This window comes from Bacillus sp. YH3-2-B2 (genome assembly GCF_053663335.1).
This window is the reverse complement of record NZ_JBSJQE010000001.1, coordinates 807,147-826,663: the sequence shown is the minus strand read 5'-3', so window position 1 is coordinate 826,663 and position 19,517 is coordinate 807,147. Positions and strand designations below refer to the sequence as shown.

Sequence of the window (19,517 nt, the reverse complement as noted above, 5' to 3'; positions counted from 1 at the left end):
ACCTTATTGAGAATAAGAATCAATAAGAAATAAAAAAGAAGGAATCATTTCCCCCTTACACAAGCTGAAGCTCTTTTGCGGCTGAACGGATTACTTCCAGGGCCCGTTCAAGCTCCTCTTTTGTATGCTCCGCCGTAATAATGGTGCGGATTCTCGCTTTTCCTTGGGCGACCGTCGGGTACACGATGCTTTGCGCAAACACGCCGCGGGTCAATAAAAGGTCTGATAATGCCTGGGCTTTTTCTTCCTCCCCTATTAATATCGGCACGATCGGTGTTTCGCTTTTTGTGAGGGTCAGCCCCATTTGAACCAGTTTGTCTTTGAAATACGCCGTGTTCTCCCATAGCTTTTCCATATGCTCCGGCTCTTCCAGCAGGACGTCAATGGCTTCTATGCATGCGGCCGTTACCGCAGGCGGATGAGAAGTGCTGAATAAGAAGGGGCGCCCTTTATGGCGCAGGTAATCGATCAGAACCTGCGACCCTGCGGCGTAACCGCCAAGCACTCCGATGGCTTTGCTTAATGTGCCCACTTGTATGTGGACTCTTCCGTCAAGCCCGAAGTGATTAACCGTTCCCCTTCCGTTTTTTCCGAGTACGCCGGAAGCATGCGCGTCGTCGACCATCACAAAGGCATCGTACGCCTCTGCAAGTTTGACGATGTCAGGCAAAGGAGCGATGTTGCCGTCCATTGAGAATACGCCGTCGGTGACGATCAGGCGCATGCGGTAATTCATTGATTTTTTCAGCACCCTTTCCAAATCGTCCATATCAACATGGCGGTACACCTTTTTATCTGCTTTTGTCAGCCTGATTCCGTCAATAATGGAAGCATGGTTCAGTTCGTCAGAGATCACGATATCTTCTTTTGTAAGAATGCTTGATAAGACGCCCTGATTCGTTGTGAACCCCGATTGAAAAACAAGTGCCGCTTCTGTTTTTTTAAAGTTTGCCAATTTTTTCTCCAGCTCATTGTGCATTGTGAATGTTCCGGCGATTGTACGGACGGACCCCGTACCCGCTCCGAATTCTTCCGCGGCGCGTTTGGCCGCTTCGACAAGTCTCGGATGCGACGTCAAACCGAGATAATTGTTCGATGAAAGCTGTATCACGTTTTCCCCTTTGACTTCCACCGACGGACCCTGCTTCGTTTCAATTTGTTTCATTTGCTGCCACGTTTTATTTTCTTTCATTTTATCAAGCTCTGCTTTTAGAAATTCAAATTCTTTCATTATAGAACCCTCCCCTTATGGAATCAAAATGACTTTGCCGCACTGTCCCTTTCTCATCAGGTCAAACCCTTTTTCAAAGTCTTCAAGCGGAAACTGATGCGTGATCACCGGCGTCAGATCAACAAGGCCGGATTCAAGCAGGTGCGATACCTGCCGCCATGTTTCAAACATTTTTCTGCCTGTGATGCCTTGGACGGTAAGTCCTTTAAACACCACGTCATTTGTCAGGTCAACCGTCACCGGACGTTCCGGCAGACTCAGCATGTGGAACCTTCCCCCGTTGGCCGCCATCTTTAATCCTTGTGTTATGGCTGCCGGGTGGCCTGACATTTCGCAGACAAGGTCGATCCCTTCTCCGCCTGTTAAGGTGTCGATCACCTCAAGCGGATCTTCCTCGTCAGCTGAAATGGTGATCGCAGCTCCCAATTTCTTCGCAAGAGCCAGCCTGTAATCATTTTTATCAATGGCCGCAATACGGGATGCACCGGCCGCTTTAGCCACCGCCACCGCCATCAGCCCGATCGGTCCGCAGCCGATAATTGCAGCGGAACCGCCCGCAAGCCGGCTGCTTTCCAGCACCGTATGCACCGCGTTGCCAAGCGGCTCCTGAACAGAGGCGACGGCGGGGTCCATATCAGCGGGGTTTTTCCAAACATTTCGGGCCGGCACTTTGACATATTCAGCGAAGGAGCCGGCTGTATCTACGCCGAGTATCTTTGTATGGGTGCACACATGATGTTTTCCTGTTAAACACGGGACACAAGTACCGCAGACGAAGTGGGTTTCAGCCGAAACGTAGTCACCTATTTTGACATTTGTGACGTGCTTGCCTGTTTCCGCTACGATACCGCTGAATTCATGTCCGAATACTTGAGGTGTTTTGATTCGTTTCTGCGCCCATTGATCCCAATTATAAATATGCACATCTGTCCCGCATATAGATGCGGCCTGTACTTTAATGAGAACTTCATTCTCATTAATGGAAGGTATGGGAATTTCTTTCAGTGTTGCTCCGAAAGCGTTTTCATTTTTGACGATAGCTTTCATCTTTCCTCCCAACATGTACACTCCTCCTCGAAAAAACACTGTAATAACTGGATTGTAACATGAGTTAAAAAGGAGGTAAATACCAGTGTCCACTCCAAGAAAACAACTGCTTCCGTCCGGAAAAATGGGCGGGATTTTTTTTGAATATTATATGAATAAAGCCATTTATCATCTCTTCGTACTATTAATATAATATTGTGAGAAAATATGACAGCAATAAAAACAACCTGCTCGCCTTACGCAAGCAGGTTGAGAATGTCATGTTTTTGTTTTTAACGGGGTTCGACGATTAACTTAATCGCCGTTCTTTCTTCTCCGTCAATCTGTATATCTGTAAAAGCCGGAATACAAATCAAATCTACGCCGCTTGGCGCGACAAAGCCTCTGGCAATCGCAACCGCTTTAACAGCCTGGTTTAAGGCACCCGCCCCAATTGCTTGAATTTCGGCGGCTCCGCGTTCCCTCAATACGCCGGCAAGCGCGCCTGCTACTGAATTTGGACTTGATTTTGCTGAAACTTTTAAGATTTCCATTTCTGCTCCCCCTTAGTTTTACAATGGATAAGTGAGTGTTCATTAGAACAATCATTATTAGATGTTGCTATCCAAAAAGCCATCCCCACAATGCTTTTCAAAAATAGCGGGCTACCTTCCATTTCTACTATATTCACTAAGAAGTTGCTATATTCCTGCTTTTCCTTTTAATATTTTTATAAAATAAACACATGATCACCTATTCAAAGAACATATGGTCATCATTGATTAATATCCGTTCGATATTTACGGCCTTTTTCGTTTGATCGTCGATGTCAATGAGCACTCCGCTCAGCGTAGTTTTACCTTCCGCCACCGTAAACCGGACGGGAAGATTGGTTTTAAACCGCTTGATGACCGTTTCTCTGTCCATACCGAGAATTCCGTCGTACGGACCCGTCATGCCTACATCAGTAATATATGCCGTTCCTTTCGGCAAAATGCGGTTATCTGCCGTTTGCACGTGTGTATGGGTGCCTACCACGGCAGAGGCTCTTCCGTCTGTGTACCAGCCGATCGCAATTTTTTCGCTTGTCGCTTCGGCGTGAAAATCAATAAAAATGTACGGCGTGCGCTTTTTCGCTTCTTCTATTAATTCATCCGCTTTAGCAAACGGATCATCAAGCGGCGGAAGAAACGTCCGTCCCTGTAAATTAATGACGGCAAGCTCTTTTCCGTTCGATTTAATATAAGTAATGCCTTTGCCCGGCGTACCTTCCGGGAAATTCGCCGGCCGGACAAGATGCGGCACATCATCAATAAAGTCGAAGATCTCTCTTTTATCCCACGTATGGTTTCCCATTGTAATGGCATCTGCTCCCGCTTCCATAAGGCTGTGGTAGATCTTTTCTGTCAGTCCTTTTCCGTGTGCTGCATTTTCTCCGTTAATAATTGTAAAATGCGGTTTATGTTTCGCTTTCAGTTTCGGGACATATTCTTTTACCATGTCGCGGCCCGGGGAACCGACAACATCTCCGATAAATAAAATTCTCATACATTCCATTCCTTCCTTTTCAGGGACTCAAAAAAATAAAGTGATGCGCTAAGCATCACTTTATTTTGCATACTCTACGGCTCGAGTTTCTCTGATCACGGTCACTTTAATGTGTCCCGGATAATCAAGCTCGTCCTCAATTCGTTTACGGATATCACGCGCCAAACGATGGGCTTCTAAATCATTAATGGAGTCCGGTTTCACCATGATGCGAACTTCACGGCCGGCCTGAATCGCAAATGATTTTTCAACACCTTCGTAAGACTCGGAGATTTCTTCAAGCTTTTCAAGTCTGCGGATATAGTTTTCGAGCGTTTCACTTCTCGCGCCCGGTCTTGCGGCTGACAGTGCATCAGCGGCAGCGACCAGAACGGCGATAATGGAAGTCGGCTCTTCGTCTCCGTGGTGTGACGCAATACTGTTAATGACGACTGGATGCTCTTTATATTTGGTCGCAAGCTCCACTCCGATTTCCACGTGGCTTCCTTCCACTTCATGGTCAATTGCTTTACCGATGTCATGCAGAAGACCGGCCCGCTTGGCAAGCTTTGCATCTTCTCCAAGCTCGGAAGCCATTAAACCGGCTAAAAACGCAACTTCCATAGAATGTTTCAGTACGTTCTGCCCGTAGCTTGTACGGAATTTCAACCGGCCGAGGATCTTGATCAGATCCGGGTGGAGTCCGTGAACGCCGACTTCAAACGTCGTCTGCTCACCCATTTCCCGGATATAGTCATCAACCTCACGGCGGGATTTTTCAACCATTTCTTCAATGCGCGCCGGATGAATACGGCCATCCTGAACGAGTTTATCAAGAGCAATTCTTGCCGTCTCCCGTCTGATCGGATCAAATCCGGAAAGAATGACTGCTTCAGGTGTGTCATCAATAATCAGGTCAATACCTGTAAGCGTTTCAAGCGTACGAATGTTACGCCCTTCACGGCCGATGATACGTCCTTTCATCTCATCATTCGGAAGATTGACGACCGATACCGTCGTTTCGGCAACATGATCTGCTGCACAGCGCTGCAAAGCAAGCGACAGAATGTTTTTCGCCTTTTTATCTGCCTCTTCTTTCGCACGGTTTTCGGTTTCTTTTGTCATGATGGCGATGTCATGTGAAAGCTCATTTTCAACCCGGTCAAGAATGATTTGTTTCGCTTCATCCCGTGTCAGGCTCGAAATGCGTTCGAGTTCTGACTGCTGCATACGAATCATCTCATCCACTTTGCTTTCCATCTCTTCAATATGTTGTTGTCGTTCATTCAGAGAATGATCTTTCTTCTCCAACATCGCTTCCCGTTTATCAATTCCTTCGTGTTTACGGTCAAGATTTTCTTCTTTTTGAAGTAAACGGTTTTCTTGTTTTTGAAGCTCATTTCGTCTTTCACGAACTTCCTGTTCAGCATCTATTCGAAGTGTATGGATTTCGTCCTTTGCTTCAAGCAGAGCTTCTTTTTTCAGTGCTTCAGCATCACGCTTTGCATCTTCAAGGATTTGCTCGGCAGCACCGCGTGCGCCCGCAATCTTTGCTTCGGCAATGGTTTTACGAACATAGTAGCCAACAACTAAACCGAGCAGAGTCAGCAAAATGGAGATGAGAACCGTCATTGGGGTCATACTTTCACCTCCTCTTGCTATGAACTTGGTTTTTGCTTAAATAAGTGCCGGCATGTACATTGTCTGATTTTCTCAACATACAGAACCTTCACAGGGAATGAGTCTCTCATGCCCTTGTCAAGTTTAAATGGTTTAACAATCATGTTAAAAAAACAAATGTTACAACTTCATTGTAATTGTGTCGGAAATACTTGTCAAGCTTGCCAGCTTAACGATTCGCCTTCAGCTCGGATCGTTGCCCATGTATATATCATACCATACCTTCCTCCGCTTTTCGTGAATGACGGCTCTGTCAGTCCGCCTGGTTAAGCAATTGGTAAATTCTATTGTTTACCTGTCCTAATTTGGCGTTATTCTGAATGTTTGACAGTAATATGACATATTTGCTTGCCGAATGGCTGAAGCTGTTCAAAATGTTGTAACCGGGCATAACACCGTGATTGGAATAGCTTCCCGGATCAATGTAAAACCCCATCCCGTAAGCGGCACTGCTTCCTGCTGTAAACATTTTTGTGAAGCTTTCTTTTGAAAGGAGCGTGCCGTTTACGATCGCTTTATCAAATTTATAGAGATCTTCAGCGCTCATATACATGTCGCCCGCCCCGTACAGCTGCGATAAGTCCAAAAGGTGCGGCGTTACAAGACTGCCGCTCTCATCGACTTTGTAGCCGACGGCAGGATATTTGGCTTCAGCAAATGTTTTGTAAAATCCGGCATGCTTCATTCCGGCCGGTTTGAACACGTGTTCTTTTATATATTGTTCATAAGACTCCCCGCTGACCTGAGATACGATATAAGCAAGCACTGAATAGTTGGAATCCCTGTAATCCCAAACCCCGGGCTGCCGTTTAATTCCGCGGTATTCTATATCCTTGATTAAATCAATTGGAGAAATCGGTCCCCGACCCTCAATATGCCCGTTTATGCCGGACGTATGATTGAGCAGGTTTTTCAATGTAATGCGCGTGCCGTTAGGAAAATTCGGCAAGTATGTACTGACGGGGTCACTCGTCTGCAGCAGCCCTTTTTCTTCAAGCTGCAGGACAGCCGTCGCGATTAACGCTTTTTGTGAAGAACCGATATAATATGATGTCTCCGGATTGTTTTTAATTTTTTGTTTTCGGTCCGCATAGCCAAAGCCTTTTTTCAGCACAACTTTTCCATCTTTTACGATCATTGCTGTGCCGCTGAACCCGATCTGTTGCAAGTAATTGCTGATCTGTTTATTGCGATCGATTGATTTAGGTGTTTTCTCTTTTTGCGTCTTTTCTTTTTTCTGTTGAGTCTGGTCTTTTGAAGTATCAGATTGAGCGGCGGGAGCATTTTTAACGGATTCCTTCTCCCGATGATGCGCTGTGACGGTCCAGATCATAATAAAAACAGTGACAAGCAGCAGAAAAAGAAACAGCCCTCCCGTTTTCATCAGCTTCTTCTTTCTTTTTTTATTTATTCTTGTGCGGCGGGGGCTCGTCATCTTTTTTCCTCCTCAGATATAATTTCAACTTTCGCCATGATGTTAGACGAGTGAAGGGTGAAAAAAGTTGTAACATTCCAGATAAAATTTTCCGAAACAGCCAGTGTTTTTTGAAACACACAAAAAAAAGAGCGGAAATTGCTTACTCCGCTCTTTTGATCGTGTTTTTATTCTTCTAATTCCATCTCTTCCTGAACTTCTTCCGCTTTGTCCGTTACACCGTTATTGTCTAAACCGTAATATTCACGGATTTGTTCCTGAATCATCAGCATGATGTCTTTATTTTCTTTTAAGAACTGCTTGGCGTTTTCACGGCCCTGACCGAGGCGTTCTTCTTCATAAGAATACCACGAACCGCTTTTTTGCACGATATCCAGTTCAGTTCCAAGGTCGATGATTTCCCCTTCTTTGGAGATTCCTTCACCGTACATAATGTCCACTTCAGCCGTACGGAACGGAGGAGCGACTTTGTTTTTTACGACTTTAATTCTCGTTTTATTCCCCATGACGTCGTTACCCTGCTTTAATTGCTCGGCACGGCGCACTTCAAGGCGCACGGAAGAATAGAATTTCAGCGCGCGGCCGCCCGGTGTCGTCTCCGGATTTCCGAACATAACGCCGACTTTTTCACGAATCTGGTTAATAAAGATTGCGATTGTTTTAGATTTATTGATGGCGCCGGAAAGCTTACGGAGCGCCTGAGACATAAGACGCGCCTGTAAACCGACGTGTGAATCACCCATGTCACCTTCAATTTCAGCTTTTGGAACAAGCGCCGCAACAGAGTCAACGACTACGATATCAACAGCTCCGCTTCGCACCAGCGCTTCAGCAATCTCAAGCGCCTGCTCTCCCGTATCCGGCTGAGAAAGCAGAAGCTCTTCGATATTGACACCGAGCTTTTGCGCGTAAACAGGATCAAGAGCATGCTCAGCATCAATAAATGCGGCCTGTCCGCCTTTTTCTTGAACCTCAGCGATTGCGTGAAGCGCTACAGTCGTTTTACCTGAACTTTCAGGTCCGTATACTTCAATAATCCGTCCGCGCGGGTATCCGCCTATTCCGAGAGCGGTATCAAGTGCAAGGGAGCCGCTTGGCACCGTTGAAATTCTTGTATCCGTTTTTTCTCCGAGCTTCATGATGGAACCTTTGCCGAATTGTTTTTCTATTTGCTTAAGAGCCATATCTAAGGCTGCCTGACGATCACTCATTTATTTTTTCCTCCTTTATCTTGCCACTACATATACTATACCTTGTTTACTGGCATTTGCCAAGAAAAAAGCGAACGCATATTCGGATTTTTTCCGCGTTCGCTTTTCTGCAAAAGAGCATAATTTCCCTTATAAAACTTAAAAATCAGAGAAAACGGCTCTTTAAAACTTTATTTTTGATCCAGCATTTTTAAAATGAGATGGCAGCCGTATTTAGCGGCGCGCTTTCTGATTCCGGTTCTTGAGCCGGCAAAGTGAAATTCGTGCACCTCTTCTTTTCCTTCCGCTGAAATGCCGATAAAGACGCGGCCCGGCGCATGCCCTTCCTGCGGATCGGGGCCCGCAACTCCGGTAAAGCTGATGCCGATATCGCTTCCGGTCAGCTTTCTCACACCGGCTGCAAGCTCTTTCGCACACTCTTTGCTGACCGCTCCGCTTTCTGCGAGCGTCTCAGCTTTCACGCCGAGCACATGCTGTTTCACGCTGTCGGAATAGCAGACAACGCCCCCTGCAAATAGTTGAGACGCACCGCTTAAATCAGTCACCCACTCTGAAAACAGGCCGCCTGTAAAGCTTTCGGCAGAAGAAATCGTGATTTTGTTTTGTCTGCATGCTTTTGAAAGCTCCTTCACCAGGGACGTATCATCATATCCGTAGAAAAATTCACCGACACGTTCTAAAATGGCGGCTTCCGTTTCTTTTAAAAGCCGTTCTGTTTCTTTTTCGTCAGCATGTTTCGCCGTTAAACGCAGCGTGACCTCGCCGTCAGCAGCAAGCGGCGCAATCGTCGGATTCGTCTGCGCGTCAATGATATCTTCTAAATCAGCTTCAAGCTGGGATTCACCGATTCCGAAAAACCGCAGCACGGTTGAAACGATTTTCTCATTAGAACCGAGCTTTTTAAGAAGCAGCGGCTTCGCTTCATTTTCAAACATCGGACGCAGCTCGCTCGGCGGTCCGGGAAGCAGCATATAAAGCCTTGAGCCGTGCTCTGCAAGCATTCCCGGCGCCATGCCGAAATGATTCGCCAAAATGTCCGAGCCCTCAATGACGAGCGCCTGTTTGCGGTTATTCGGCGACATGGTCCGTTTTGTTTTCGCGAAATATTCTTCGATCGACCGGAACGCTTCGTCATTCAGAACGAGCGGGCGCCCCAGTGTGTTTGCAATGGTTTCTTTCGTTAAATCGTCCTTGGTCGGTCCGAGGCCGCCTGAAAAAATAATCAGGTCTGAGCGCTCTTCGGCAATGCGGATGACTTGCTTAAGCCGCTCCGGATTGTCACCGACAGCGGTATGGTAAAACACGTTTACACCGATTTCCGCCAGCTCTTTACTGATAAACTGCGCGTTCGTATTGGCGATCTGGCCGAGCAGAAGCTCCGAGCCGACCGCAATGATTTCTGCTTTTTTTGCTATTTCCATCTTTAAGTCCTTCTTCCTTAGTTAGATGTTTTTAACGCATCCCAGTTCTTCGCAAAATAATCCCAGCCGGAAATGACTGTGAAGAGCACGGCCACCCATAAAGCGATATCGCCGAACGGGAAAGAAACGAGCTCAAACGGAAGATTATGCAGCAAAAGCGCGGCAACAGCGATGATCTGGGCCCATGTTTTAATTTTCCCCAGCATATTGGCGGCTACAACTTCCCCCGTTCCCGCCAGCACAAGTCTTAATCCCGTTACGGCAAATTCGCGGCTGATGATGATGATGACCATCCACGCCGGCGCAAGGTCAAATTGCACAAGCGTAATTAATGCCGCGGACACCAGCAGTTTGTCAGCCAGCGGATCTAAAAATTTCCCGAAGTTTGTCACGAGGTTCAGTTTTCTGGCGTAGTAGCCATCCACCCAGTCAGTCGTTGATGCGATAATGAATAAAACAGCTCCCGTAAGATGCGCGACCGGAATCGATTCATCCCCTATATGAACGCTGCCCCAATGAAAAGGAACAAGCATGATAATCATAAATACAGGAATTAAAGCGATTCTTGCCAGTGTGATTTTATTCGGTAAGTTAAACATAAAGCCCCTCCAATAATATGTACTCGGACGTGAAGAAAAAGTCATCTTAATCGTTCAGATGACTTTTCCCCTTTTATTTTTTCATCTTGATTGTGATGGTCTGCGCCATCACATCATGCGGATTGAGTTCATAGGACAGAACCTCTCCGTTGATTTTAATTTTCAGGTTAGGGGCATAGCCCGTGCGGATTTCAATCTGCTTTTGATCCGTGACGTCTTTTTTAAAGGTTTCGCCTTTTTGCAGCGTTCCTTCTTTTAAAGAACCGCCGCTGTCATCACGGACGCGGATCCATGCGCTGTCAGAAGCAATCAGTTCAAGCTTATACTTATCTGCCCCGGAGACGTTGTATGAAGAAGCCGAGCCTTCCGTCCCGGCCGCTTTGATCTCCGTCTTATCGCTGCTTTTTTCTTTCTTTTTCTGCTCTGACGCTTTTGTGTCCTTTTTGTCTTTTTTGCTGTCAGATTGCGCTTCGTCGTTTGTATTGCCGTCGTTTTTCAGCGCAGAATCCTTAGGAATCTCATACTTGCTCTCACTTTGGGTGACGGCCTTATCTCCGTCTGTCTGCCCGGATTTGCTCATTCCGAACTGAATAATCGCATAAATGATCGCGATGACGATAATGACACCGATGACGACAAGGACGGTCGGAAGCCATTCCGCCGCCTTTGAAGCGGACTTAGGAAGCTCCCTTTGCATGGCGAGACCGGAGATTTTTTCCGACACATCGTCATGGTACGTGTTAGGGATGTCTTTTTTATATTCTTCAAATAACTGATCTGAATCAAGCCCGACAGCTTCAGCGTATTGCTTGATAAACGCCCGCACATAAAAATTGCCGGGAATGACGTCATAATTGCCTTCTTCCAGAGCGGTTAAGTATCTTTTCTGAATTTTCGTCGCCGCCTGGAGTTCATCCAATGACATCCCTTTTTCCTCTCTGGCTTCTTTAAGCCGGATTGCTAATTCTGTCACAACAAACACCTTCCAATATTAAAAATCAAAGCTTGAAAAACCGGTCTGATCAAACATTTGCGGTTCTTCTGCATGTTCATATGTAATGACTTCGTCAGGATCATTTCTGAGTTCGATAATATAATCGAAATCATCGAGCGTATACTCCGAATTTTGAACAAAAATATCGGGGTGCTCCACGACCTTTGTCGCCGGAAGCCGCATAATTTCACTGACGAGCTGAAGATGGCGCTCAGATCCCCGTCTTGTCGAAACGATGCCGTCGAGGATAAACACGTTTTCCGTGCTGTATTCATCGGCAACCAGCTGGCTCCGGATCGTTTGTTTTAGCAGCGTTGATGATACGAAAAGCCATCTTTTGCTGGCACAAACGCTTGACGCAACGATGGACTCCGTTTTTCCGACCCTCGGCATTCCTCGGATTCCGATCAGTTTGTGCCCTTCTTTTTTAAACAGCTCGGCCATAAAGTCAACCAGAAGACCGAGCTCGTCCCTTTCAAAACGGAAGGTTTTTTTGTCATCGGCATCACGCTGAATGTATCTTCCGTGACGGACTGCGAGACGGTCGCGAAGCCTCGGTTCTCTCAGCTTCGTTACTTTAATGGTCTCCATTGTTTTTAAAATTGATTCCAATCGTTTAATTTGATCTATATGCCGGCATCTGAGCAGCATTCCCCTTCTGGAAAGGTCGACACCGTTAATTGTGACAATATTAATTGACAGCATCCCGAGAAGAGATGAAATATCCCCGAGCAGGCCGGGGCGGTTCACTTGAATTTCATATTCAAAATACCATTCGAGCTTTGCCAAATGATATACCCCCTCCATTGTGGCAAATTTTTACCTTCCTTTATCATAAAACATTTTTCTCTAATTAGAAAGAAGAATGTTGCTCTATAGAGGAAAACATAAAAAAAGAGAGGAGAAATCCCCCCTCTTAATGAGTGCTGTTATTTTCAACAAGCTTCACCATCATATTTGCGATGGCGCGCTGTTCATCTTCAGAAGCAACGCTCCAAAGATCAGCAAGCACTTTTTCCTGATGGTTTTTCGAGTCGACTTCGTTCGCAAGGTAACCGCCGATTTCTGTAGCGAGGTCAGTGATTGTTTCATCACTCATCCCTTTTTCCTGCGCATAGTTCAATCTGTCGCCAAGGAAATTCTTCCAATTATCCCAGTTTTCTAATACTGACATGTTGGGTTCCTCCATTTCATCTGTTGTTACAAAATTATTTTGTCCGTGCAGATGCAAACTATACACACATTTTTTTCAGCAGTGCCAGCCGCCGTTTACGGATAATATATGCCCCGTAATATAGGAAGCCTTGTCCGATAATAAAAAGGCCGCCGCTTCGGCGATTTCCTCCGGCTTCGCCAGCCGGCCCGCGGGAATTTCCTCTGCCAACGCTTCTTTTTCATCAGACGTGAACTGATCAAGCATATTTGTATCAACGGCACCCGGCGAGACTGCATTCACGCGGACGCCGCTCGGAGCGAGCTCTTTGGCAAGCGCTTTGACGAACGAATGCTGCGCTCCTTTGACCATGCTGTATAATACCTCGCACGATGCGCCTGTTTCTCCCCAGACGGAACCGATCGCGACGATGCCCCCGCTTTTTTTCCGGATCATGCCGGGCACCAGATTACGCGCCAAAAGAAACGGACTCGCCACATGCAGCTGCACCATCTCCCGCGCCGTGTCATCCGTAACGTCCGTAATCAGGCCGAAATGACTTTTGCCGCTGTTTAATATCAGAGCATCCACAGGCTGCTTAACGGAACGGCTGAGTGTCTCCGCGCCATCCGGTGAGGACAGATCCGCCTGTATAACGGAGGCTTTTACGCCGAATGATGCGCTCAGCCTTTCCGCAAGCCTGTGTGCGGCTTCCTTATTAGAATGATAATGCAAAAGGACGTCATATCCGTTTTTTGCGAGGACTTCACTTATACTTTGTCCGATTCCGCCGCTTGCTCCGGTTACGAGCGCTGTCTGTTTCATCAATCAATACTCCTTCTTTCCCCAGAAAAACATCCCTCAGGGCGTGAGGGATGTTTTGTTATGATTTTGGCACGACTTTGCAGACTGTCAGCCTGTCTTCTGATATTTCTTCTTTAATGACCCGCTTTACGTCTTCCAGGGTGATCTGCTCCAGTACGGTTACGACATCAAACAGACTCATATCTAAAAAGGCGTAGCGTGTGAATTGGTTAGCGATATATTCAGGTGAATTGAGCGCTTTTAAAAATGACCCGATTTTCTTTTTTCTCGCAAGGTCAAGTTTTTCCGCAGTCACGGCTGATTCTGCATCAAGCAGCATCTGTTTTAATTCGTCAGCGAGCTTATCCGGCTCCGGTGTATCTCCTCCGACAGAGGCAAAACCGAATCCGTATTCAGCCGTGTAATCAAAGCTGAAGGTTTCATCAATGTAGCCTTTATCGTACAAGTTGCCGTAATGCGGTGAGCTTTTTCCGAAGAGACATTCAAGCATGAGGTTCATGCTGAGCTCGTGCTTCAACAGCTCCCGCCCCGTTTTATAAGGGTCTTTCGCCTTTAAGCCGACAAGACATTTTGAGCCTTGCACGTTCATTTTTAATTCCTGCTCCCGGCGGAAAACCGCTTCCTGCTCCTGAACCTCTTTACGTTTGATTTCAGGCTGGTCTGTAAACGGCTTTTTCTCCTGGTTTTTCCGCACCTGGCTGATGACCGCTTCAGGATCTGCGGGACCGACGATAAAGAGCAGCATATTGCTCGGGTGATAAAACGTTTCGTAGCACTCATACAGCAGATCTTTCGTAATATGAGAGATGCTCTCCACCGTTCCGGCAATGTCAATTTTCACGGGGTGGTCTTTATACATATTTTCAATAAGGCCGAAAAACAGCCGCCAATCCGGATTATCATCATACATATTGATTTCCTGGCCGATGATGCCTTTTTCTTTTTCAACTGATTTTTCCGTGAAATACGGGTCCTGAACAAAATCCACGAGTGTTTCCAGGTTTTTCTCTACATTAGAAGTGCTGGAGAACAGATAAGCGGTTCGTGTAAATGATGTAAAGGCATTTGCCGACGCCCCCTGCTTACTGAAGTCCTGAAACACGTCGCCGTCCGCTTTTTCAAACAGTTTATGCTCCAGAAAATGCGCGATTCCGTCAGGGACGTGTACCATTTCTTCCTTATTTAAAGGAACGAATTGATTGTCAATGGAACCGTACTTTGTCGTAAACACGGCGTATGTTTTATTAAAACCCTGTTTCGGCAGCACATAGACATCAAGGCCGTTTGCCATTTTTTCATGATACAGCGTTTCCTGAAGCTGTTCGAAGTTTATCGGTTTAGTCAAGATGCTCCCCCCGTCCCTTTTAAGAAATAAGTCGTATCCAGCTTAATGTTCTTTCCGACATTGATAATGTCCTCTTTTGTCACTTTCTCGATATTGTCGAGGAAAGTTTCGATCGGTATCTCCACTTGGGCTGAAGCCTGCTGATACAGAAATTCCGCTAAGCCGTATGCCGTATCAATCGTTTCTAACACTTGGTTTTTAATAACGGCTTTCGTTTGGGCGATATCGTCCTCTGAAAAGTCACCGTTTTGCATAGCCTGAAATTGTTCTTCGATTATGGTGACGGCCTGCTTATAATTTTTCACCTCAATGCCCGACATGACCATCAAAAGCCCTTTGAAGCTTTCCACCCTTGAGGCTGCATAATAGGCGAGGCTCGCTTTTTCACGGACATTTATAAACAGCTTTGAATGAGAGAACCCCCCGAACAGCCCGTTAAACACCTGCAATGCCGGATAATCCGGATCTGTATATGTCGTATTGGTCCGGAATCCGATATTCAGCTTGCCCTGCTTGACGTCCTCTTCATCAATGACTTCCTTCGGATCGGGCTGTTCATTCGCCGCGCTTCTTTCAAAAGGCTGCAGCTCCCGTTCTTCCGTTTTAAAATACGTATCAACGGCCGTTTTCACCTGATCTGAATCAACATCGCCGATGACGTACAGGTCCAGCTGATCTTCGCGTATGGCTTTTTGATAGGCTTCATACAAATCTTGCGGTGTAATGTGTTCAACATCATCGAACTCGCCGTTGACGTGAAGGGCATACGGTTCGCTTTTGCACATTTCCTGAACGAGACGCAGATTAGAATATCTCATCTTATCATCATATACGGCTTGAATCCGCTGTTTCAGCGTCCGTTTTTCCTGCGTGACATAAAGGGGCAGGAAGGCGCCGTTTTCCAAAGCGGGCGAAAAGACAAGCTCTGATAAAAGCTGAAGGCCTTTTTCCAATAACGGTGTGCGGTCCTTCAGATACTTTTCATTAGGAATCTCAAGTCTGAACGTAATGACATGACGTTCTCCCTTTTTTGTCAGATCAGCTGAAACGGATGTGCCGTACAGCTCATCAAAATAAGAACGCAGATCAGCGGTTTTCGGGCGGCTTTCTGTTCCGCGCAGAAGCACATGCGGAAACAGCGCCCTTTTTGTTACGAGCTCTTTCGTTAAAGGAGCCAGCATTTTAAACGTCAGCGAAACGGTTTTAAATTTCTCAGTCTTTACGATATGGGCGGTGATCCCGCCGTGCTTTGACTTCATTTCATTTACATAAGTCATGTGAAACCTCCTTCGTTCATTCTTTAATAGTATGTATTATGACCAAATTTCAGCATTCGCAAAAAAGAGTGCGCAGATGTAATTATATCAACTGGAGGATTTATAAGGAAACAAAAAACCTCTGCCCGAAAACAGGCAGAGGCATTGAACGTTATTTTTTCAAATTGAAAGGCCACCAGTTGGCTCTTCCGAATATTTTCACCATGACCGGTACAAAAAACGGAAGGACGACAATTGCATACATGAGAAGGCCTGTTAATACCACGGTTGCAATCTGTAATAAGGAAAGAACGCCTGACGGCAGCATGGCCGCAAAGGTTCCCGCTAAAATAATCGCCGCAGAAATGATGACGGAACCCATATTTTTCATACTGCTGATCATTGCGGGCCCCGTTCCTTCTTTTTTCAGCTCATTAAAGCGGTCCATTAAAAAGATGGAATAATCCACACCAAGAGCCATCAAAATAACAAAGCCGAAGAACGGTACGGCCCAGTTTACGCCCGGATACCCGAAGAAGTGTGTAAAGATGTATTCCGTCACGCCGATGGATGCGAAATACGTCAGTACGAGCGACGCCACTAAATAAACAGGCATAATGAGAGAGCGCAGCATCATGATGAGAATCAGAAAAATTCCCGTCAACATAAACATTGCCGTCCGTTTGAAGTCTGAATCCGATACTTCTTTCAGATCGGCATTCATGCTGGAGACTCCCGAAACGCCGAAAGAGGCATTCTTCAGATCCGTGTTCGGAATGGCTCTTTTTACGCTCGCTTTGATCGCTTGAATATCTTGAATGGCCGTATTTGAGTAAGGATTGTTATCAAGAACGACGGTCAATTCTGTCGTTTTTCTGTCATCTGACATGTACGTATTAAACACGCTTGTGAAATCACTGTTTGTCAACGCGTCTTTCGGCACAAACCAGCCTGTCATTTCTTTATCTGACGCCTTGTGAAGCTCACCCAGGTAATCATTCGCCCCCATCATGCCGCTTGATACTTTCTTAAGCCCTTTTACACTATCGTTAAGGCCTGAAGAAAGATCGCTGAGCCGGGAAGAAAAATCACCGAGACCGCTCTTCATTTTTTTCTGACCCTCCGCGAGCTGTCCTGCCGCCGATTCAAGGCGCGGCATTTGTCCTGCAAGAGCCCCCTGTCCGTCTGACACTTGCTGCAGACCGTTTTCAATGCTGGTCAGTCCATTGATCATTGCGTTAATTTGAGTGTCAATCTTCTTCTGAGCGGCTGCCAGCCGGGCAAATTGTTTTTCAGCTTGCTGCAGATGATCCTTTTGACTGTCGACCTGTTTAGAAAACGCTTCTGCATCCGCGTTTGCCTTGGAAACGGCTGACTGTACACCCGTAAAGGCCGATTTGATTTCTTTGTAAGAGGGATCGGTTTTGACTGACGGTATTGACGCTTCCAATTTTGCAAACGGCAGCCGGGCAAGCTGCTTGTTCAAATCGGCAAGCTGTCTGCTGGCTTCATCTTTCATCGGCAGGACGGTTTTTACCAATTTTAAAGCGTTTTGCGTTTCTGAAGCGAGACCGCTGTTTTGTTTGAGCTGTGAAGTCAGCATTTGTTTTTGCTCTTCAATCTGATTTCTCATCTGGGCGACGCCGGCTTTATTCTCATTCACGCCAGCCTGCAGTTTATTCAGGTTTTCTCCTATATCAGAAAGCCCGGATTTCAGAGACAATGTTCCGTTAATAAGCTGATTGACGCTTTTCCCGGACTCTTCGATCTGCGGCTGTGAATCAGCTAGCGACTTTGCGGCATGCCCTAATCCGTCCGTGATTTTTTCAAGTCCTGTATTGCCTTTATCAAGCCCTTCTTGAAGCTGCTTTGCCTGATTTGTGACAAATAATTGATTCAATCCGTTTCCGGCAGGGCGCGTGGCGCTTCTGACCGTTTTTACACCCTCTGTTTTTTCAAGTTCTCTGCTGATTTTTTCGATGTCAATCAGGTGTTTTTCGGTATTTAGAGTCTCATCATTTTTGATGACGACTGTGGCCGGAAGAAGTTCTCCCGGGCCGAATGCGCCTGAAATCGTATTAAACGCGCGGACGGATTCATATTTATCCCCGATTTCGTCAAGGCTGTTGTAAGATAGCGATCCTTTGTAAAGAAGGATCGGCGGGACGGTGAATACCGCAACGATTGCAAGACTGATGAGCGGCCTTTTAAATGAAAACCGCCCTGCCGTTTCCCATGCTTTGCTTTGAGGATGGGAAATATCGCCCTTAACAGGCCAAAACAGTCTTTTTCCTAAAACAGCCATAAAAAACGGCACGATCGTCATGAGCGCAAGCAGCAGCACCGCGACACCGACCGCAACGGCGGCTGCCGACTGATACAGCTTAAATGTCGCAAATCCGATGCAGGCAAATCCGATCAGCACCGCACCGCCGCTGTACAAAACCGTCTTTCCGGCCGTTTTGTAGGTGACGACGATCGCTTCTCTTATATCAGCGCCATGCGACAGTTCTTCTTTAAATCTGCTGAGAAGCAGAATGCAGTAGTCTGTACCGATTCCGAACATAATCGCAACCATGAAAATCTGCGTAAAAGTTGAGAGCGGAAAATTCAGCTGGCCGACTAAAAATGCGACAATCGACTGGCTGACTAAATAAGATATCAATACAGATAAAAGCGGCACAAACGGAGCGACCACTGACCGGAATACAAGGATCAGCACGATCAGGATAAAAGCGACCGTTATATATTCAGTCTTTTTCAAGCCGTCCTGTGAGCTTTTTAACACATCTTCGTCGATCAGCGACTGGCCTGTAATGCCGTATGATACGCCGTACGGTTTCAGCTCTTTATCAATTTTATTTTTTATTTCGAGGATATCGTTTTTGGATGTATCAAGCTGCAGCTGAACGAGCATCGTTTGTCTGTCTTTTGACAGCAGCTGTTTTTTGATGTCGTCATTTTTCTCCCCGAAGTATGAAGTCACGGTTTTAATCTGAAGCGCTTTTTTCTGTTCAGACAAAGTGCTGACGGCTTCTTCCAGACGATCTTTTTTGTCTGTCATTAATCCTTTTTCGTGAAATACGATGACGGCGGAAGAAGACGGTGCATCTGAATCAGACATTTCATCAAGCAATTCATGGGCATAAGAAGAGGAATATCCGTCCGGTACGGAAATCTGCCCTTTCTCCCGTGTCAATTCAGCCATATCAGGCGCTGTAAGCATAAATATCACCGTTGCGGCGATCCATAACGCGGCGATGATCCAGCGGGCTCGGATAATGTTTTTCATTATGTCTGCTGATCCTCCTCTGTCATCATCAATCGATATAATTTTTCATATGTATTAACGAACATCTCCGCCTCGTCTTCATCAAAATACATAATATATGAACGGACGAGTTCCTCAATCCGCCGCTCCACACGGTGAAATACTTCCGTCCCCTTTTCCGTGACATTTAAAAGTATGCTCCGGCGGTCGCTTTGGCTGCGTTCTCTATTGATGTAGCCTTTTTCATACAGGCGGTTCGTCATCGATGTAATGGCGCTTTTGTTGACGTGGCACACCGCGGCCAGTTCAATTGATTTGCAATCCGGATTGAGCATAATATAGCGGAGTATGTAATATTGATCCAATGTCAGCTCTTTGTTCACTTTTTCAGCGATAATGCTGTCAATTTTTTTTAAGACGTGCAGGTATACATCGGAATAACGCTGAATCAGCTGCTTTACTTTTTCTTCATGCACCTTTTCCCCCTCCTTCCAATAGTTAAAATGTTTAACTATTAAAAAGGATAACGACTTGACGGTATCA

Annotated in this window: 17 protein-coding genes; all 17 read right to left on the bottom strand. The window is 46.1% G+C overall.

What is annotated here, in order from left to right:
• Window positions 1-55: 55 nt before the first annotated feature.
• The 17 genes from ACWJJX_RS04135 to ACWJJX_RS04055 all read right to left on the bottom strand — a co-directional run bounded on the left by ACWJJX_RS04135 (window position 56) and on the right by ACWJJX_RS04055 (window position 19,450).
• On the bottom strand, window positions 56-1,234 hold the full coding sequence (locus ACWJJX_RS04135) for a glycine C-acetyltransferase (RefSeq protein WP_454022789.1): 1,179 nt from the start codon (window positions 1,232-1,234) through the stop codon (window positions 56-58).
• Window positions 1,235-1,246: 12 nt separating this feature from the next.
• Window positions 1,247-2,293 carry an L-threonine 3-dehydrogenase gene (tdh, locus tag ACWJJX_RS04130; RefSeq protein ID WP_043867101.1) on the bottom strand — a complete coding sequence of 349 codons (1,047 nt, stop codon included), beginning with the start codon at window positions 2,291-2,293 and terminating at the stop codon, window positions 1,247-1,249.
• A 257-nt stretch (window positions 2,294-2,550) separates the two neighbouring features.
• The gene (spoVS, locus tag ACWJJX_RS04125) at window positions 2,551-2,811 is read right to left on the bottom strand and encodes a stage V sporulation protein SpoVS (protein WP_003154135.1); all 261 of its coding nucleotides are present in this window, start codon (window positions 2,809-2,811) and stop codon (window positions 2,551-2,553) included.
• 199 nt (window positions 2,812-3,010) lie between these two features.
• On the bottom strand, window positions 3,011-3,805 hold the full coding sequence (locus tag ACWJJX_RS04120) for a TIGR00282 family metallophosphoesterase (RefSeq protein WP_003154137.1): 795 nt from the start codon (window positions 3,803-3,805) through the stop codon (window positions 3,011-3,013).
• Window positions 3,806-3,865: 60 nt separating this feature from the next.
• Window positions 3,866-5,425 (bottom strand): ribonuclease Y, encoded by a 1,560-nt coding sequence (gene rny, locus ACWJJX_RS04115; protein WP_003154140.1) that lies wholly within the window; start codon window positions 5,423-5,425, stop codon window positions 3,866-3,868.
• Between the two features lie 292 nt (window positions 5,426-5,717).
• A complete protein-coding gene (locus ACWJJX_RS04110; protein ID WP_077722212.1) occupies window positions 5,718-6,899 on the bottom strand; it encodes a serine hydrolase domain-containing protein in 1,182 nt (393 codons plus the stop codon).
• A gap of 167 nt (window positions 6,900-7,066) precedes the next feature.
• Entirely contained in the window at window positions 7,067-8,110 is a 1,044-nt protein-coding gene (recA, locus tag ACWJJX_RS04105; RefSeq protein WP_003154145.1) for a recombinase RecA, read from the bottom strand.
• 170 nt (window positions 8,111-8,280) lie between these two features.
• Entirely contained in the window at window positions 8,281-9,531 is a 1,251-nt protein-coding gene (locus tag ACWJJX_RS04100; RefSeq protein ID WP_070081840.1) for a competence/damage-inducible protein A, read from the bottom strand.
• 17 nt (window positions 9,532-9,548) lie between these two features.
• On the bottom strand, window positions 9,549-10,130 hold the full coding sequence (pgsA, locus tag ACWJJX_RS04095) for a CDP-diacylglycerol--glycerol-3-phosphate 3-phosphatidyltransferase (RefSeq protein WP_003154147.1): 582 nt from the start codon (window positions 10,128-10,130) through the stop codon (window positions 9,549-9,551).
• Window positions 10,131-10,203: 73 nt separating this feature from the next.
• Window positions 10,204-11,103, bottom strand: coding sequence for a helix-turn-helix domain-containing protein (locus ACWJJX_RS04090; protein WP_071391819.1), 900 nt, complete (start codon window positions 11,101-11,103; stop codon window positions 10,204-10,206).
• 18 nt (window positions 11,104-11,121) lie between these two features.
• A complete protein-coding gene (locus ACWJJX_RS04085; RefSeq protein ID WP_003154149.1) occupies window positions 11,122-11,913 on the bottom strand; it encodes a DUF3388 domain-containing protein in 792 nt (263 codons plus the stop codon).
• A 127-nt stretch (window positions 11,914-12,040) separates the two neighbouring features.
• A complete protein-coding gene (locus ACWJJX_RS04080) occupies window positions 12,041-12,298 on the bottom strand; it encodes a DUF3243 domain-containing protein (RefSeq protein WP_003154150.1) in 258 nt (85 codons plus the stop codon).
• A 75-nt stretch (window positions 12,299-12,373) separates the two neighbouring features.
• Complete coding sequence (gene ymfI / locus ACWJJX_RS04075) at window positions 12,374-13,102, bottom strand: elongation factor P 5-aminopentanone reductase (protein WP_077722209.1); 729 nt, start codon at window positions 13,100-13,102, stop codon at window positions 12,374-12,376.
• Window positions 13,103-13,160: 58 nt separating this feature from the next.
• On the bottom strand, window positions 13,161-14,447 hold the full coding sequence (yfmH, locus tag ACWJJX_RS04070) for an EF-P 5-aminopentanol modification-associated protein YfmH (protein ID WP_070081837.1): 1,287 nt from the start codon (window positions 14,445-14,447) through the stop codon (window positions 13,161-13,163).
• The gene (gene yfmF / locus ACWJJX_RS04065) at window positions 14,444-15,724 is read right to left on the bottom strand and encodes an EF-P 5-aminopentanol modification-associated protein YfmF (RefSeq protein ID WP_014305019.1); all 1,281 of its coding nucleotides are present in this window, start codon (window positions 15,722-15,724) and stop codon (window positions 14,444-14,446) included. Before yfmF ends, yfmH begins: the two co-directional genes overlap by 4 nt.
• 151 nt (window positions 15,725-15,875) lie before the next feature.
• Window positions 15,876-18,995 (bottom strand): MMPL family transporter, encoded by a 3,120-nt coding sequence (locus tag ACWJJX_RS04060; protein ID WP_454022748.1) that lies wholly within the window; start codon window positions 18,993-18,995, stop codon window positions 15,876-15,878.
• Entirely contained in the window at window positions 18,995-19,450 is a 456-nt protein-coding gene (locus tag ACWJJX_RS04055; RefSeq protein ID WP_003154157.1) for a MarR family winged helix-turn-helix transcriptional regulator, read from the bottom strand. Before ACWJJX_RS04055 ends, ACWJJX_RS04060 begins: the two co-directional genes overlap by 1 nt.
• Between the last annotated feature and the right edge of the window lie 67 nt (window positions 19,451-19,517).

Coding starts and splice junctions, on each gene's coding strand:
- ACWJJX_RS04080 (WP_003154150.1), bottom strand. CDS start 12,298: ATGTCAGTATTAGAAAACTGGGATAATTGGAAGAATTTCCTTGGCGAC.
- ACWJJX_RS04100 (WP_070081840.1), bottom strand. CDS start 9,531: ATGGAAATAGCAAAAAAAGCAGAAATCATTGCGGTCGGCTCGGAGCTT.
- ymfI (WP_077722209.1), bottom strand. CDS start 13,102: ATGAAACAGACAGCGCTCGTAACCGGAGCAAGCGGCGGAATCGGACAA.
- tdh (WP_043867101.1), bottom strand. CDS start 2,293: ATGTTGGGAGGAAAGATGAAAGCTATCGTCAAAAATGAAAACGCTTTC.
- pgsA (WP_003154147.1), bottom strand. CDS start 10,130: ATGTTTAACTTACCGAATAAAATCACACTGGCAAGAATCGCTTTAATT.
- ACWJJX_RS04110 (WP_077722212.1), bottom strand. CDS start 6,899: ATGACGAGCCCCCGCCGCACAAGAATAAATAAAAAAAGAAAGAAGAAG.
- ACWJJX_RS04060 (WP_454022748.1), bottom strand. CDS start 18,995: ATGAAAAACATTATCCGAGCCCGCTGGATCATCGCCGCGTTATGGATC.
- recA (WP_003154145.1), bottom strand. CDS start 8,110: ATGAGTGATCGTCAGGCAGCCTTAGATATGGCTCTTAAGCAAATAGAA.
- ACWJJX_RS04120 (WP_003154137.1), bottom strand. CDS start 3,805: ATGAGAATTTTATTTATCGGAGATGTTGTCGGTTCCCCGGGCCGCGAC.
- rny (WP_003154140.1), bottom strand. CDS start 5,425: ATGACCCCAATGACGGTTCTCATCTCCATTTTGCTGACTCTGCTCGGT.
- spoVS (WP_003154135.1), bottom strand. CDS start 2,811: ATGGAAATCTTAAAAGTTTCAGCAAAATCAAGTCCAAATTCAGTAGCA.
- yfmF (WP_014305019.1), bottom strand. CDS start 15,724: ATGACTTATGTAAATGAAATGAAGTCAAAGCACGGCGGGATCACCGCC.